This is a genomic window from Nocardioides sp. (assembly GCF_050246775.1).
Taxonomy (GTDB): Bacteria; Actinomycetota; Actinomycetes; order Propionibacteriales; family Nocardioidaceae; genus Nocardioides.
This window is the reverse complement of sequence record NZ_JBFWVK010000002.1, coordinates 945,269-961,069: the sequence shown is the minus strand read 5'-3', so window position 1 is coordinate 961,069 and position 15,801 is coordinate 945,269. Positions and strand designations below refer to the sequence as shown.

Below are 15,801 nucleotides of genomic sequence, written 5' to 3'. Positions count from 1 at the left end.
TGCCGTATTCAGAGCCGGTGGACGGCGAACGAGGGCCCATCGCTCGCGGGCAGCACGAGCTCACCCCCCTCGGTGGTCGAGCTCTGCTCACCCCCCTCGGTGGTGCTGAACAACAGCCGCGCGCCGGTGGTGCCCAGAGCAGCCAGGGGGAGCCGGATCGCCGGTCCGGCTGCTCGCCGGGCACACACAAGGACCGAGCCCTCGGGGTGTTCTCGGACGAAGGCCAGCGTGTCGTCGTCGACGTGGGCCCACCGCAGTCCACCGCGTCGCAGGGCCACCTGCTCGCGTCGCAGCCGTGCCAGGGCGCTGTAGCTGTCCAGGGTGTCGTGGTCCCAGGTCTCGGGGCGGTGCCAGGGCATGGTGCGGCGGGAGTCCTCGCCGACGATGCCTTCGAGGCCGAGCTCGTCGCCGGCGAAGATCATGGGTACGCCGGGCAGGGTGAACTGCAGTCCGGCAGCCACCTGGTGCAGCGCGGAGCTGCCGACCACGGTGCGGATCCGGGCGCTGTCGTGTGAGCCGAGGATGTTCCACGACCACTGGTGGGCCTGCCAGCCCAGCCGCCCGGCCCACCAGCGCATCGAGCTGACCACCTGGGGACCGGTGCGCTGGGGGATCGGGACCGGGGTGCCGAACGAGCGCGCCGGGGAGTCGTCGGCGCGCAGCCACTCCCACACCGGCCAGGAGAACCCGGAGTAGTTCATGGTGGCGTGCCAGCCGTCGACGTCGACGTCCTCAGAGGCGTCATGGTTGTGCTCACCGATCACCAGGGCGTCGGGGCGCAGCGCGGTCGCCGTGCGCCGTACGCCGCGCGCGACGTCGTGGTTGATGTCGAGCTCGCGCATCCGGCCGGTCATGTTGGCCACGTCGATGCGCCAGCCGTCGACGTCGTACGGCGGGCGCAGCCAGCGCCCCACGATCGAGTCGGGTCCTTCGACGAATGCGGCTCGCAGGGCGGGGTTGGCGTGGTTGATCTTCGGCAGGCTGGTGAACCCGAGCCAGGATTCGTAGGTGCCGTCGGTCCGGAAGTAGTAGTAGCCGCGCTGGGGTGAGCTGGCATCGGCCGCGGCCGCCTCGAACCATTCGTGGGTGTCGCCGGTGTGGTTGGTGGTGAGGTCGCCGAGGATGCGCCAGCCCCGGGCGTGCACGGCGGTGGAGAGGCGCTCGTAGGCGTCGTCGCCCCCGAGCAGTGGGTCCACCTCGTCGAAGGTGGAGGCGTTGTAGCGGTGGTTGGACTCAGCGGGGAAGACCGGCGTGGTGTAGACGACGTCGGCGCCGACCTCGGCGATGTGGTCGAGATGGTCGACGACCCCGTCGAGGTCACCGCCGAAGAACTGGCTGGCGGTGCGGGGGTCGCTTCGCTCGAAGTGGATCGGGTCGTCCCAGCCCGCCGGTAGCGCCCAGTCGGGCACCGGTCGGTGGTCGGCGGCCGCGGAGCGTGCGAACCGGTCCGGGAAGATCTGGTAGACGACCGCGTCGCGGCCCCAGTCCGGCGGTGGAGCGTAGACGGAGACCTTGAAGTCGAAGGTGTCGGGCACGTCGTGGTCGTGCACGCCGGCTCCGGTGAGCCAGCGCTGGGCACCGGTGCGCTCGACGACCAGGAACCGGTAGTGCATGACCGGGTTGTGCTGCGGGATCTCACCCTCCCACCAGCGGACGTCGCCGTCGGGTTCGCGCAGGACACAGGGGTGGAAGGTGGGCTCGGCGTCCTGCGTGGTCCGGATCCAGACCTCGGCGACGTCGGCGGAGGTGCGACAACGGAGCACGACGCCGTCCCCGAGCGCGGGAGTCTCCTGCGCGCGGTAGAGCGGGGAACCGTCGTGATGGGGATCGGTCAGCACGGCCGCACTCTAGCGGCGCCCGTGGACCCTCTAGTCCGAACGGACCACCACGGGGCACTGCCATCGGTCCATTTCCAGGCACTGGGGTGGTCTCGGTTCACGCGCTGCCCAATGCTTGCTGGATGTGCGCCCACTGGGGCGCACCGCTCGTCGTGCCATCGCGGGGCCGTGGGGACGGTTGCCGCGCGCAAGGGATGTCGCGTGGGTGGGTCGTAATGGGGGAGTGCAGTGCAGGGGAAGAAGCGAGACTTGTCAGTCGTGGTCCGGATGGTGGTGCTGGGCCTGTTGGCCTCCGCGCTGACCGCGTTGGGCCTGTCGGCCGCGACGGGCGCGATCATCACGCATGGCGCCCTGGTGCCCGAAGAGGCCGCCGGCGGATATCCCAAGATCCTGCGCACCCCGCTCTACGTGCCCGACGGCACCCCGATCTACAACAACCCCCAGCCGCGGGAGACCCGCGCGGTCACTCAGACGGGGCGCACCATCGTCTCGGGTGGTGACTTCTGGCAGATCGAGTTGAAGGACGGCACGGTCATCGACCAGCCCTACTTCGCGGCCTGGAACATCGACACCAAGGCGATGACCTGCGAGCAGAAGTTCGTCTTCGACAACAACGTCACCGCGGTGGAGCCGGGACCGACGCCCACGCAGGTCTACGTCGCCGGCCGGTTCGCCAAGATCACGGGTGCCAACGGGGTCGCGAAGAGCCGCACCCGCCTCGCGCTGCTCGACCTGTCGAACTGCTCGGTGGTCGACAAGTTCAAGAGCCCCAACCCCAACGGCGTGGTGCGCGAGATCCTCTACCGCAACGGCCGGCTGTTCGTGGGTGGCGACTTCACCAAGATCGGTGGTCTCACCCTCGAGACGGTCTCCGAGCTGAACCCCACCACGGGGGCGGTGCTGCCGGCGATGAACTTCACCACGACCGGTGAGCTGACCTCCCGCGTCCATGCCCTGGAGATGAACGACGCCGGCACGCGCCTCTACCTCGGTGGCCGGTTCGGCACCATCACCGGCACCGGCGGCACGGCGTACGCCCCGATGGCGATCATCAACATCAGCAACCCGGCTGCGCCCTCGCTCACGGCGCATCGCCTCACCGGGATGACGAACACGCAGGGCAGCTCGCTGTCGATCGCCGACCTGCAGGACATGGCGCTCGACCCGACCCGTGGCAACTATGCGCTCGCCTACGGCACAGCTACCGTCTCGGACTACGTCTACTACGCCTCGACGACGGAGGCCCCGGTCACCCCGCTGTGGCGTCACTACATGCGCGACTCCAGCTTCGGTGTGGCCGTCACCGATGCTGCTGTCTACGTCACGGGTCACTTCTGCCGCCCCGACGCCGGGCCGGGTGCCAGCGAGGTCCTCGAGCCGAAGCTCGGGCTGGACACCTGCACGGGCACGTCGACGAGCGGCGGGGTCTGGCGCTCGCACATGGCGGCGCTGTCGCGCACCGACGGTACGCCGCTCAACTGGAACCCTGGCCAGTCCTCGTTCACCGGGGGCACCACCATCGAGGCCGTGAAGCGTGGCCTGCTGGTCGGCTTCGACGGCGAGTGGACCGGCGGGGTCCGCACCGGGACTACGGCGTTCCTCGACTTCGGTGCCGGTGTGGAGGATGTGGCTCCGCCGAGCGTCGTGACCTTCACCAGCCCCACCGCGGGCGGCTCGCTCAACACCCCGGCCACGCTGACAGGTTTGGCCACCGACGACGCGGGCGTGGTCGAGTACCGGATGCGGATCAAGAGCGCGACCGGGCAGTTCCTGCAGGCCGACGGCACCTTGGGCGCGACCAACTACGCGTTCAAACTGACCCCGGCCGACGACGGCTCCTTCAAGCTCGACACCCCGCTGCCGGCTGGCTCCTACACCGCGGAGGCGTGGGCGATCGACCTCGCCGGGCGGCTGTCGCCGACCAACACGGAGGTGGCCTTCACCGGCACCGGCCTCGACGGGGTCGCCCCGGTGACCGTGCTGACCCTGCCGAGCAACTCCAGCCCGGAGGCCCCGGTGGTCGTGCGTGGCGTCACCACTGACACGGTCTCGGTCAGCGACCTCAAGCTGCGGGTGCAGAACGCGGCCGGCCAGTACCTCCAGGCCAGCGGCGGCTTCGGCACCACGGTCGCCAACCTGTCCTACGACGTCACCGAGGGTGCCCTCGGCACGGGAACACTGTCGTGGTCCAGGGACCTCGGCGTGCTGCCGGTCGGGACCTACACCGTGACCGCCCGTGGCACGGACGCCCGGCCCAACGTGAAGAACTACACCGGCACGTTCACGGTGGCGGTGACCCCGCCGACGGTGTCCATCACCTCGCCGGTCACGTCCCTGCAGTCCGGCACGGCGTTCGACATCGCCGGCGCTGCGGCTGACAACTTCCAGGTCTCCTCGGTCGCCGTCCGGGTCTCGAACGCCGCGGGCAACTTCCTGCGCGCCGATGGCTCGTTCGCGGCGGGGTCGTTCGACCTGCCGGCCAACGTCACCGGCCTGGGGACCGCGAGTGCGTCGTTCTCGTACGGTGCTGGGGTGCTCGCGCCAGGCGACTACACCGTGACGGTGGTCGTCACCGACCCGGCGGGCGGCTCGACGAGCGCCACCCGAGTGGTCAACGTAAAGTCGCAGCCGGTGCCCAGCCTCACGTCGTACTCCCCGGGCGGGGGCACGACGGGGAACTACGTGGTCGGCTACCGGTTCAGCGTCAACGTGGCGACTCCGGTGACCGCCCTGGGTCTGTACGACTACGACAACGACGGCAAGAACGACAACAACCAGAACACCACGGTGGCGATCTACCGCACCGACACCAAGGCGATGGTGGCGAGCGCCGTGGTGCCGGCCGCTGCGACAGCGGAGAACCGGTGGTTCTACACGAACCTGGCGGCACCGGTGACCCTGCAGCCCGGGATCACCTACACCGTCGTCAGCCAGCACTGGTTGTTCGGTGAGTACGTCGGCCTGAACGGGACGGCGACGCGGGACTCGCGCCTGACCATCGCCGGGTATGCCTACGCGAACGGGTCGACCATGACCTACCCGACGCTGCAGTCGACGTCGGGCATGTACGGCGCGCCGAACATGAAGTTCGCTGCTCCGTAGGTCGGGTCTAGCGGAACAGGGGACGGTTGGGGTCGCACGTGGCGCCCTCGGCCGGCAGGGTGAGTGACACGAGGTAGTCGCGCATCGCGTTGTCGATGCAGTTGCTCGTCATGATCGCGCCGTGGCCCCAACCGTTGAGCTGGAGCAGTCGCGATCCGGCGAACAGGTGCGTGGCGACCCTGGCTCCGCTGATCGGCGTGGCCGGGTCGTGACTGTTGCCGATCACCAGAAGCGGTGCCGAGGTGGTCGTCGCGAACGGGCCGCGGAACGCGTCCGCGGAGGCTGCCTTGGGCCAGCGGGCGCAGGGGCTGGAGGCCCAGGTCCACAACCGACCGAAGTAGGGCTGCGCTGGTTCGAACCTTCTCGCCGCCTTGGCCCACACCGCAGGGTCGGACGGGTTGAGGGTGTCGGCACACGCCACCGCATGGAAGGCGTCCGAGATCTGTCCGTATCCGGGCTGGTTCCCCGAGGTCGGGGTGGCGCCGTAGGGCCCGGCGATGCCGCGCGGGTCGGCCGGAACTGGTCGCAGCAGGGCGAGGGGTCGTCGCGGCGCGGACTTCGCGAACACCTGGCGGTGTGCCTGGTTGAGCACGCGCATGAGGAACGGATACGAGTCGGCGGAGTAGAGAAGCCCCAACGTGCTGGACACGAGATCGGCGTAGGTGAGGCGCTGCCCGTGACGGACCGAGGGGCCTTGGCGCAGTCGGTGGACGAGTTGGTTCCAGGTGCGGTGGGCACGTCCCCTAAGCACGCAGTGGGTCGACTGGTTGCACGCGGTGAGGGCTGTGGAGAGCGCGTCGGCGGCGCCGTACCCACTCTTGAGGCGGGTGCTGAACGGCACCTTCGTCCCGTTGCCGTTGCGCCCGGTGGCCCAGGCGACAGGGTCCAGGACGCCGTCGATGATCAGGGCCCGGATGTTGTCGGGGTACATCGCTGCGTAGGTCTGACCCAGGTAGGTGCCGTAGGAGATGCCGTAGTAGGTGAGCTTGTCGTCACCGACGGCCTGGCGGATCAGGTCCATGTCGCGGGCGTCGTCGGCGGTCGTCATGTGGTCGGTGATCGCAGTGGCGCCGGTGCGGCAGGCGCGGCGTTGCCAGGCATCGTGGCGCAGCCACACCGCGACCTGGCTGTCGGTGACGGGGAAGCTGACCACGGGGAACGGGGGCTCACCGTCGGCCCGACAGATGGTGGCCGGGGAGAACGTGCCTCGGGGGTCGATGCCGATGATGTCGAACCGGTTGCTGACCGCTGGGCGGACCAGGAAGGGGAAGAAACGCGCGAAGTCGGTGGCCGTCGCGCCGGGGCCGCCGGGATTGACGAAGAGCGAGCCGATGCGTTGATCGGGCTTGGCGGCCGGGATCTTCAGCAGGTTGAGGCGGGTGGTCGCGCCGGTCGGGTCGTCGTAGTCCAGCGGCACCCGGACCCGGGCGCAGAGCGCCTCATCGCAGGGTTGCCAGTTGATCACCGGCACCTGAGCTGCTGCCGCGGTGGTGGCCGCAGGCCCGGGCGGGGCAGCAGAAGTGGTGGGTGTGGCGCTCAGGACTGCCGCCCCGAGCGCGAGAGTGATCAGGACCGTGATCGAACGACGCATGCTTCCCCCTGGTGAACCGTGTGTTGGGGACCCTACTCAGTTCCAGGGACAGCGCCACCGACCATTACGATGTGCGCGCGCCCTTCGCGGGGTGCATGCCGGTGTAGCTCAGTTGGTAGAGCGCCTCACTTGTAATGAGGATGTCGCGGGTTCGACTCCTGTCACCGGCTCACAGTATTTTCGCAGGTCAGGGGCTTGCTTCGCCCGCGGCGGTCCCGCGATCAGGCGCGGAACTCGGGTTTCGTGTCCCCAATCTGTCCCCGGAACTGCCAACACGTGCCGCGGCGTGCCACAAGTTGTCGTCAATCAGGTGCCCGTAGAGGTCCATCGTCATCGCCGCGGACGCGTGTCCCAGGACTCTCTGGATGACCTTCGGATCGGCCCCTGCGGCAAGCCACAATGAGGCCGCGGTGTGCCTCAGGTCGTGGACGCGCAAGGTGGGTTTCCCGATCGCCTCGATGGCGGCGGACCAGCGCACTGCCCGCTTCCAGTTCGCTCCACTGAGGGGCCCGCCCTGGGGCGCCGCGAACAGCCACGCATCGGCTTGTTTATCGGCCCGCCACTGCTCCACGATAGGGACAAGTTCGGGCACAAGGGGGACCGTGCGACAGCGACTGGTCTTCAGAGTGTCAACGAACAGCGTCCCATCGGTTCGACTGGACAGCACCGCCCGCTGCAGTCGAACGCCGTATCCCGGCTCCTCAACGACATCGCCAACCTGCAGTCCAGCGACCTCACCCCAACGAATCCCAGTGAGGCCGAGGAAGAGAACGAGGTCGGCGTATCTGCCCCTGCATGCAACCCCGAGCTCGCGCAGTTCAACAAGGGAGAGGAACTGGCCCTCGCGTCGCGTGCGCGACCCTCGGGGTGCTTTGACGCCTGCGGCCGCGTTGTGACTCACTCGACCATCCGCCGCCGCGAAGTCGAGAATCGAGCGGAGTGTCGCCAGGTATCGACCAACACTCGACGATGCGGCGCCGCCAGCGCGCAGCCTCCCCAACCAGGTCTCGATGTTCGCGCGGGTGATGGCGTTAACGGGGGTTTGGCCAAACGCGGGTTCCACGTGGAGCCGCCAGTTCGCCTCGTCCAACTCCCGACTCCGTCGCTTCACCGACTGGCGTGCCATCAGCCAGTCGTCGGCGATGCTGGCCAGGGGGACACGTCCGCGCCGAGGATCCGTCCATTCGCCGCCGCGCAGCGCTCGGAGCTGCTCTTGCTCCCAGGCGAGCGCGTCAGTTCTCTTCTCGAACACACGAGAGGCGATCTGCCGACCCTGCGCCTTGATACGCACCCGCCAGCGGGCCTGCCCCGTCGCGGTCGTGTAGCGCTTAACGGACAACTACCCAGTCCGTTCTCGCTGTTCGGCTGCCCAGGCCGCGATGGCACTCTCTTCCCACAGGACGCGCCGGCCGACTCGGATGGCCGGCGCGAACCGACCCTCCTGACGCAGCCAACGCACCGTGTCGGTGGGCACGCGCAGAGCGTCTGCCACCTCTTCCACGGTCATGAGTCGTTCCATCCTGAGCCTCCACATCGCTGATGGTTCCGCGTGAGCAGGTGTACCTGCACGGCGACGAAACCACCTGTGGATGAAGCACATGCCCACCGCGTCTCTGCATGACCACGCTGATTCGCCTGACCTTCAAGTGAGTGCATTGCGCGCGATTGGACACTCGGCAACCCAAATTCGTCGGCCACGCACTCGGCCATGGGTGAAGCAGCCTGAGGAGGACAGGACGACAGGAGCCCTTGCGGTGATATGACGCTGCCGCTCGGAGTCAGGACGCTGGCTACGCGAGCATGTGAAGAGAATCTTTGGCTCGTGGCGGGTGCCCCATATGGCACTTCGGCCCGGGCACCGTGACCCTCAGGAGAACTCGCCACACGGGAGATTCACCTAGGAGGATGCCGATCCCACGGAGACCACGCTCTAGAACAGCGCGTCGTCATTGTTCATGGTCAGATCGACCGCGGCAGTTTCGGACCACTCATCGATGTCGTAATCGTCGTCCTGGACCTCGGTTAAACTCGCGGCACGCAGTGCCAAGTAGCCCTCGCCACCAAGTTCATGGACGACGCTTTGGACAAACTCCCGGTCACCGAGCGCAAAGATCGCTCCGAGTAGCCAAGCCGAGACGCGGGCGACCTCGTCCGAGAGATGGATGCCGCCATCGCGGGGCCGGCCGTCCTCAACGCTGTCCGCCCACATTGGACGCACGCCCGCAGCCGGACTGACCAGCGGTGAGGCCGCTGGCTCGGAGATCAGAGCTCCGGACGACCCTGACCTACCGGCAACGACTCCGGGTTCCTCAAGGCCTTGAATGCCGAGACCTCGACTGGCTCGATGCGACCTCCAGCTCCTCGTCGGTGTCGGTTAACGACCACAAGTGAAGCGTGTCGTCACTGCCGACGAACAGGATGTCACCGGTCGTGATCGATGGTCCTGTGAAGACGACACGCACGACCCTAATCGCCTCGACACAGCCAACAACCATGATTGCCGCACCGCAGGAAACGATCACCTGGGAGGAATAGACGGTTGAGGCAGCCACAGCGATGATCAGCATCGAGAAGTAGCGGACCTGGCGTTCGCGAAGAGAGAACCAAGATCGGTGCCCGGCCTGGAGCGCTGAGACGCGTACAAAAGACGCGAACAGGGAGACCAGCGCCGCTGCCGCCATCACAAGTGCGGTCCACTCGTATCTCAGCTGGACCTGGGCGTAGGCAATGCAACCCAGGACGAAAACATCGCCGGCATGACTGGCCACGCACGAGGCCCACCGAATCTCGGCAGACTTGACCGAGCTCAGTCGGCTGAATGCGGCGTCAAGGATCATCAGAGCACCCATGCCGGACAAACCTGCCAGTGCGACAGTCCAGCGGTCCGTGACAACAAGCAAACCCGAGACGACGGCCATTAGGAGAGTGCTGACGATGACGGCTGAGCGTAGCCGCGTCTGAAACTCTGGCCGGCTCCAGCGCGGCTCCGGCCCATCGGGGTCACGGCCACCAACCAGAGCGACGATGGTGCGATCCAGCCACGGACGGCTCTGGGGAGCCCCGTCTCGGTCGTTGTGTTCGCCGACGTAAAGACGGTAGAGCAGATCGCGCAAAGACCGCCGGGCTTCTTGGCGGACCTCGGGGCTGTCGTCGAGCAGCGACCGCTGTACTTCTGCGATCGACTCGTGGGCGCTGTGGGCCCGTGATGCGACCAAGGCACGCCGGTACCGAGGATGCAGTGGCGTGGCCAGTCGCGAGCCGCGTGCGAGCCCGTGCGTCTTCAGATTGTGCAGGACCTGGTCTTTCAGAAGCCCCTCGAGACGCCTCAGCTCAGCGGTGTCGTCGGGCGCGGGAGGGGTACTCGGGTCGAGCCAGCTCGCCGCGGATGACGTGACCGTCTGCGGCGGGTCGTCCGGGTGCTCCGGAGGAGTGGGCTCGTTCGTGGTCACTTGTTCTCACCTTCGTTGGTGGTGTTACGCAGATGGGTTTGAAGAGAGCCTTCAACCAGTTCTTCGGCGACCCGGTAGAGCAGCGACTTGGGGTTGCTCCGGGCCTTCGAGATCTTCGGGCCGATCGCCTTATAGGTCTGCGGGTCGAAGCCGAGAGCGATGCACGCCTGAGAGATAGGAACGTTGGTGTGGTAGCGGAACTCGACGACCTCGGCGACGCGAGCGTCGAGGTAGGAGCCACGATCCTGGGCGTCGCGGTGAAGGCGGTCGATCGCGGCCAGGCAGCGCTCTACCGCCGCAGTGTGAAACGCGGCGTCCTCGAGAAGATGATGGGCCAACGGATCGCTGACATCCCAGTCCGGAGGCAACGCGGACTCGCGTGACCGGCGCCTCTTGGCGCGTCGAAGTTCCGTGAAGACTCTGTTGCGTAGGGCGGTTGTGGCGTACCCCCGCGGCGAACTGGCCGCAAGAGCCTTCGGCAAGACCTCGATCAGCTCACTGGCCAGCCGGTTCACGACGGCGTCGCGGTCTTCCCTCGGTACGGCGCTCGCGAGCCGGGTGATGAGGGGCGTGAACTGCTTGATCAGATCGTGGGCAGCTTCATCGGTTCGGTCGCGGAGAACCTTCTCTCCGATGACTCGGAACTCTTGGTTGAGCCGCTCCCACTCGGGGTCGAACCCCGGGCCTTTGAACCGCTTTCCCATCTGCCCTCCCCGACACTTTGCGCTCTCACTAAGAAGTAGACGACGGCCGGCGCGGGGTTTTGCCCGGTTGCCGAACTTTTTTCAGATCGCAAGAAGGGTCGAGCCCGCTTCGTCATCCCTGATGTCACCGCCACGAGGGCGGTCGGAAGGCTAGCAGCGCGTTATGCCTTGACTAGAGGAAGTGCGACCATGACTGCCCAGCCCGTACAACCGCCACGCAAGCCGCGTCGAAGGCAGGCCTACCTGCCTGACTTCCAGGTGATGAACCCGGCTGACATTGACCAGCTGAACATGACCCAGGCTCGTCGACTCGCGCAGTGCCTTGCCGACGGCGGCGTCGTCTGGTTCATGTCTGACTGCGCGTATGCGCTCGCTGCAGACCCGCGCAACGCCAGGGGTGTCGCCGCGCTCGACCGACTCCTAGACCACTCCGGTAGCCCGATTCCGGTGACCGTCGGCAACGAGGCCACCGCAGCCAAGGTCATGAAGTACGACTCCCTCGTTCGCGCACTGGCCGGGAGGTTCTGGCCCGGCGGGCTCGGGATCTGGACGCCTGTGCACAACCGCTTGGGTAAGATTCTTGTCAAGCGTCTACGCGGTGAGGGCGGAGTAATGACCCGGATGAGCCGGTCGGTCATCGAACGCCAGCTCAGTGATGCGCTGGGTCTCCCCATCACGTCGGCGGCACTTCGACAGAACGGTGTCCTGGTGTTCGACACCGATCTGGCGTTGGAGCTCGCGCTCGTTCTTCACGACGAGCGAACCCAGGGCCTGGAGACGTTCTTCATCCGCGACCTCCGGCGCCGGCCGGACCTGGCGAACCACTCGACCATGGTTAAGGTGGAGAAGAGCAAGCTCGTCGTCGTGCGCACCGGCTGGATCGACCCGGACGACGTCAAGAAGGTCGCGCTCTCCAACGATGGGGTCAATTGGGGAGATGCGACGTGACGGCCGGCCCGCTGTGGCCGGGGACCTCGGATGCGCCGGGTCTGGTGGCGATCGGCATCGGCGGACGGCGACGTCGGGCCATCAATAGGGTGCACAACGTGTTCGTCACCCTCCTCTGGAACAAGTGGGTCGGTACAGCTGTCGCAGGCGGTATCTCGACCGCGATCGGGAAAGTCGTGGTCGAGAAGATGATGGGTCCCTGATTTTCTGTGAGGAGATGCGGGTCGCGCCTGCACTCCCGCGGTCGTTGAGCTGGAAATTTCGGGGGAGAGCGCGCAATACCGGTCCCTCGCGACTGCCCTGAGGCCCGCCTGAGCGACCCGAGCAAATCCTGCCAGCAAGTGGCGGAAGGACGCACTGCGCTGACGAGGCTTGCGGGCCATCCTGCAGCGCATGAGTGTCGCGGCGCCGCTCAGGCGCCGGCGAGGAACAGGCAGAAGACGTGCCCGTGCGGGTCACGCATCACTCGCACGTCTGGGTTGGGTTGGTGCGTCTCGAGGCTAGCTCCGAGCGCGGCGGCCCGCTGCTGCTCGCTGTCCAGGTCGTCGACGAGAACGTCGAGGTGGGCCTGCATCTGCACGCCCCCCTCGCGCATGGGCCAGGAAGGAGGGGTATCGGCGGGCTCGTACTGAAAACTCAGGCTGGGGCGTTCGTGGTCGACCTGACGCAGCCGAACCCATCCAGATTCGCTGGTGATGACGGACCAGCCGAGCAGGTCCCGGTAGAAGGCGGCCAACTCCTGCGGGTCCGGAGTGCTGAGCACGATCGCGCCCGAGGAAGCGGACATCGCAACATGATGTCATCTGCGCACTGCCGAGCGTGTCGTGCTGCCAAATGCCTTGCAGAGGCACAAGGGTCCGATGTCGGAATGAGCGGACGTCCCTATGACGCCGACAGGCGGCGGAATGGGCTAGCTCTAGTCTCGTGAAATCGCGCCGGCAGGCTCCGTAGCCTCCTGAAGATCGGGCGTGTTTGGGGAATGCTCGAACACGGCCGTAGCTGTCTTGCAGACGCTGTCGACTGGACCCCGACTCGAGGCGGAGCCCAGCACCGTCCGAACGTGCCAACTCGCGCTTGCCAAGGGCTGATCCGAGGGAGACCATCGAACTATGTCCGGCGAGGTGGTCGCAGCCACGATCGCGGCATCAGCGGCGCTGATAAGTCGCCTCTCTGGGCGCGTACTTCACGGTCACTGGCAGCTACAAGCAACGCAGTCTCGACCTCTTGGTGTCTGCACTCGCCGATTTGGAAAGTGGAACTCAACGCCGGAGCGCCGCCATCGCAGCGCTTCAGGCAATGCGTGGTCCCGCCGACAGTGCCGTGTCCTGGCAACACAGAGGTGAATGGGCACAATACGGGAACCCAGTCGGGCAGCAACTCTTCCGAGTGCTCTCGTATGTCCTCAATCACGCCGAGGTCACAACGCACGGGACAGAGAATGCGATCGCGATGGTTGATTGGCTGGTGAGCGACCCGGCGCTCGGCTTCCGCGATACCGACCAACGGCGTCGGCTCAGCACCTATCTGCAAGCCTATGCAGCCAGACTTGATCCGCGCCCCGCCGAGGGGACCGCGCAGCATGCGTTCCGCGGTCGTTTGGAAGGCTGGCGCCACACGCTGGACAGGTGAGCCTTCAGCGACCTTGGCCCCCGTTGGAATGCCCCACCGGCGGCGGATAGGCGCGGGTCGGGCACGGTCATGCCAGCTCCTTGACATTTCTTGTGCGATAGTCGCATCATAGGCAGACATCGCATAGTCGCACAAAGGGAATCAGGCGTGGAGAACAGCGAATACTTCGAGCTGGTAGGGCAGGTGGTGGCGGCCAACCGGAACGAGATAGAGCGTGACCTGACATCGGCTAAACGGTTGCGCAATCAGGCCGAGGGCGATCTCGAGGAAGCCAAGCGGCGCGTTGCGTCGTTCGAGTTCCTGCTTTCTCTAGGTGAGGACTCCCCCTCGATCTCCGAGGAGCGCACGACTCTTCACCAAGCCATGCGTCTGGTGTTGGAGGCGGCTCCGGGGCGACGCATGCCGGCAACCGAGCTGGCCCGGGAGATCAACCGGCGCAACCTCTACAAGATGCGCGACGGTCGTCCGGTGGAGCCGCAGCAGATTCACGCGCGGGCTGGCAACTACGAGGACTTCGATCGCAGCGACCGCGGCATCGGCCTCGTCTGATGGAGGCATTCGAGTCGTTCGTGGCCCTGGCCATGGAAACGGAGGGACTCGTAGTTTCCGAGGCCGTGAAGTTCCCGGTCACACGTCAGACCAAGAAGACGTCACATGCCGAGATTCAAACGCACTGGTATGAAGTCGATCTGGTCGGGGCGAGACGAGACCGGCTGGTGATGGCCACCGTAAAGTCATACCTGGGCTCACAGGGAGTGCGCTCGGACGAAGTGCAGGGCATCAGGGTTGGTCGGACCGATGGGAACCGCAGGTACGCGATGCTCAACGATCCCGAGATCAGGGACGGGATCCTCGCCGGCGCTGCTGCTCGATACGACTACGAACCGAGTCAGATCGAGTATCGCCTCTACGTCGGTAAGTTCGCCGCCGCCAAGCAGGGCACCCACGAGACGGTTATTCGCGACTGGTGCGCCGGCCAGCACGTCGGAGCCGGTCCGATCAGCGTTCATGACCTTGCGGAGGTAGCCATGGCCGCCCGCCGACTGGCCGGGACCAAAACCTATCGAGACAATCCAGCGCTCGTTGCGATTAAGGTTCTGGAGGAAGCGAAGATGCTCGTGCCGCTCCCTCCGGGGTGACCCTGTTCGGGGTAGCCGATGAGGACTGATGTGCCGTGCGCTGTCCGGGAGCACGCGTGTTGTCCTCAAGCGGCGGAATGGGATGCCGCGTCCGACCGGAACGGCACGCGGCGGAAAGACGCGCTTCGAACACGTCAGCCAAAGCACGACGACAAGGCGATGCGCCCGGAGGACTCGCCCTGCTCTGTCTGCTGTGAATAGTGGAGACTGCTGACATGGTGGGAATGGGCCCGGCCGATGAGCTTGAAGAGCGTTACATGGCGAAGTTCGCTGCCTTGGTCGCGGGCCGCGGCGTTGCCATCGAGTACGCCAAGGACCGCTTCGGCGTCGACACCGGCCTTCAGTTCTACGTCGAAGGAACCAAAGCCGACAGCAAGGGCCACGAACGGAAGTACTTCCACGCGACGTCGGTACGTGTCTGGTTCCAGTTCAAGGGAATCCAGGCCGACACTCTGTCGTCTGACGACTTTGCTCAACAGAACTCGGTGGCAGTCCAGGTCGAGATCGAGCACCTGAAGTTCTGGTACGCGTCACCCGAACCGGTCTACGTGACGCTCTACGTCGAGTCCGTCGACCAGTTCCTCGCGATTGATGCTCGCGACTTCGTGGACCAACGGTGGGGCCAGGACTTTTACTCCGAGATGGAGACCTACGCCGGGGATAAGGTCACCGTCACCATCCCGACCCGCTCTGTGCTCACCGCCGACCGCGTCGACAGCATGCTCAGTCACCGGAGCATGCGCATCGACGGGCCCGCGTTCCGAGGCAGGCCGCTGGGTCACCGCATTGATCCGCTGCGCTCGGAGCTGTCCACGCCATCAGACGAGTTTTGGACCGCGCTACTTGCTGGAGTCCTCGAAGCGCACGAATATGAACTCCTGAGCAGTGAGCGGGTCGGCGACGTCGAGGTGCAGCAAGGACGCCTCCATCAGACGCTCTTGTGGCAATCGTCAACTTTCACCGAGATCGGCTGCGGCGACCCCAACGACATCCGTGTGGAAGCGGAGCCCGAATCCCTCTTCGGCGAGGTCTTGTTGTTCCTCGACCACGCTGATGCCAGGGAGCACCTCACCGAGGACGAACGCGGCCTCATCGACAAGCACACCGAACAGACGAATCTCGGCCTGGCATACGCGGTCTTCCTGCGGGGCCCAGACCTGTCCGCGCATGGAGGATTGTGGCGGGGCACCCTCAACGAGACGCCTCTGGCGGGGCACGACCCTCGCTGGACATCTCTCGGCCTGGAAGCGCTCAGCTACCTGGTTCTGACCTGCACGCTCGTCTACCTTGACCACGCGCCGCAACTGCGGTGGCAAGTAGCCAATTACATCCACTGAAGGGCACCAAGGGTCTGACCCGGCCTTCAGGGCGCGGTCTGCATGGACGAAGGGTGTGGTCCCG

Annotated in this window: 15 protein-coding genes and 1 tRNA gene; 8 read left to right on the top strand and 8 right to left on the bottom strand. The window is 66.2% G+C overall.

Features of this window, described 5'->3' with window-relative positions:
* Positions 1-8 precede the first annotated feature (8 nt).
* On the bottom strand, positions 9-1,838 hold the full coding sequence (locus AB7I40_RS14445; RefSeq protein ID WP_428347286.1) for a glycoside hydrolase family 13 protein: 1,830 nt from the start codon (positions 1,836-1,838) through the stop codon (positions 9-11).
* A gap of 249 nt (positions 1,839-2,087) precedes the next feature.
* Between AB7I40_RS14445 and AB7I40_RS14440 the strand changes: the two genes are divergently transcribed.
* Positions 2,088-4,940 (top strand): hypothetical protein, encoded by a 2,853-nt coding sequence (locus tag AB7I40_RS14440; RefSeq protein WP_428347285.1) that lies wholly within the window; start codon positions 2,088-2,090, stop codon positions 4,938-4,940.
* Between the two features lie 7 nt (positions 4,941-4,947).
* Here AB7I40_RS14440 and AB7I40_RS14435 read toward each other — a convergent pair whose 3' ends face one another.
* Positions 4,948-6,531: an alpha/beta hydrolase gene (locus AB7I40_RS14435; protein ID WP_428347284.1), complete on the bottom strand. Its 1,584-nt coding sequence runs from the start codon at positions 6,529-6,531 to the stop codon at positions 4,948-4,950.
* A 97-nt stretch (positions 6,532-6,628) separates the two neighbouring features.
* Between AB7I40_RS14435 and AB7I40_RS14430 the strand changes: the two genes are divergently transcribed.
* Positions 6,629-6,701: transfer RNA gene (locus AB7I40_RS14430), tRNA-Thr, on the top strand.
* Between the two features lie 17 nt (positions 6,702-6,718).
* Here AB7I40_RS14430 and AB7I40_RS14425 read toward each other — a convergent pair.
* The 5 genes from AB7I40_RS14425 to AB7I40_RS14405 form a co-directional block, all read right to left on the bottom strand.
* Positions 6,719-7,870 carry a tyrosine-type recombinase/integrase gene (locus AB7I40_RS14425; protein WP_428347282.1) on the bottom strand — a complete coding sequence of 384 codons (1,152 nt, stop codon included), beginning with the start codon at positions 7,868-7,870 and terminating at the stop codon, positions 6,719-6,721.
* Positions 7,871-8,038, bottom strand: a complete 168-nt coding sequence (locus AB7I40_RS14420) for a helix-turn-helix domain-containing protein (RefSeq protein ID WP_428347392.1) — start codon at positions 8,036-8,038, stop codon at positions 7,871-7,873.
* 423 nt (positions 8,039-8,461) lie between these two features.
* Positions 8,462-8,749, bottom strand: coding sequence for a hypothetical protein (locus tag AB7I40_RS14415; protein WP_428347281.1), 288 nt, complete (start codon positions 8,747-8,749; stop codon positions 8,462-8,464).
* A gap of 91 nt (positions 8,750-8,840) precedes the next feature.
* On the bottom strand, positions 8,841-9,980 hold the full coding sequence (locus tag AB7I40_RS14410; protein WP_428347280.1) for a hypothetical protein: 1,140 nt from the start codon (positions 9,978-9,980) through the stop codon (positions 8,841-8,843).
* Positions 9,977-10,684, bottom strand: a complete 708-nt coding sequence (locus AB7I40_RS14405; RefSeq protein ID WP_428347279.1) for a hypothetical protein — start codon at positions 10,682-10,684, stop codon at positions 9,977-9,979. Before AB7I40_RS14405 ends, AB7I40_RS14410 begins: the two co-directional genes overlap by 4 nt.
* 189 nt (positions 10,685-10,873) lie before the next feature.
* Here AB7I40_RS14405 and AB7I40_RS14400 point away from each other — a divergent pair, with 189 nt between their 5' ends.
* The gene (locus tag AB7I40_RS14400; RefSeq protein WP_428347278.1) at positions 10,874-11,632 is read left to right on the top strand and encodes an L-threonylcarbamoyladenylate synthase; all 759 of its coding nucleotides are present in this window, start codon (positions 10,874-10,876) and stop codon (positions 11,630-11,632) included.
* Positions 11,629-11,835: a hypothetical protein gene (locus tag AB7I40_RS14395; protein ID WP_428347277.1), complete on the top strand. Its 207-nt coding sequence runs from the start codon at positions 11,629-11,631 to the stop codon at positions 11,833-11,835. The genes AB7I40_RS14400 and AB7I40_RS14395 overlap by 4 nt, the downstream gene beginning before the upstream one ends.
* A gap of 209 nt (positions 11,836-12,044) precedes the next feature.
* Here the strand turns inward: AB7I40_RS14395 and AB7I40_RS14390 are convergent, their stop codons facing one another.
* Positions 12,045-12,419 carry a VOC family protein gene (locus tag AB7I40_RS14390; protein WP_428347276.1) on the bottom strand — a complete coding sequence of 125 codons (375 nt, stop codon included), beginning with the start codon at positions 12,417-12,419 and terminating at the stop codon, positions 12,045-12,047.
* Positions 12,420-13,018: 599 nt separating this feature from the next.
* Between AB7I40_RS14390 and AB7I40_RS14385 the strand changes: the two genes are divergently transcribed.
* The 4 genes from AB7I40_RS14385 (at position 13,019) to AB7I40_RS14370 (ending at position 15,737) form a co-directional block, all read left to right on the top strand.
* The gene (locus AB7I40_RS14385) at positions 13,019-13,261 is read left to right on the top strand and encodes a hypothetical protein (protein ID WP_428347275.1); all 243 of its coding nucleotides are present in this window, start codon (positions 13,019-13,021) and stop codon (positions 13,259-13,261) included.
* 147 nt (positions 13,262-13,408) lie between these two features.
* Positions 13,409-13,810: a hypothetical protein gene (locus AB7I40_RS14380; RefSeq protein WP_428348098.1), complete on the top strand. Its 402-nt coding sequence runs from the start codon at positions 13,409-13,411 to the stop codon at positions 13,808-13,810.
* Positions 13,810-14,400, top strand: a complete 591-nt coding sequence (locus AB7I40_RS14375) for a hypothetical protein (RefSeq protein WP_428348097.1) — start codon at positions 13,810-13,812, stop codon at positions 14,398-14,400. Before AB7I40_RS14380 ends, AB7I40_RS14375 begins: the two co-directional genes overlap by 1 nt.
* Before the next feature lie 200 nt (positions 14,401-14,600).
* Entirely contained in the window at positions 14,601-15,737 is a 1,137-nt protein-coding gene (locus AB7I40_RS14370) for a DUF4365 domain-containing protein (RefSeq protein ID WP_428348096.1), read from the top strand.
* Positions 15,738-15,801 lie beyond the last annotated feature (64 nt).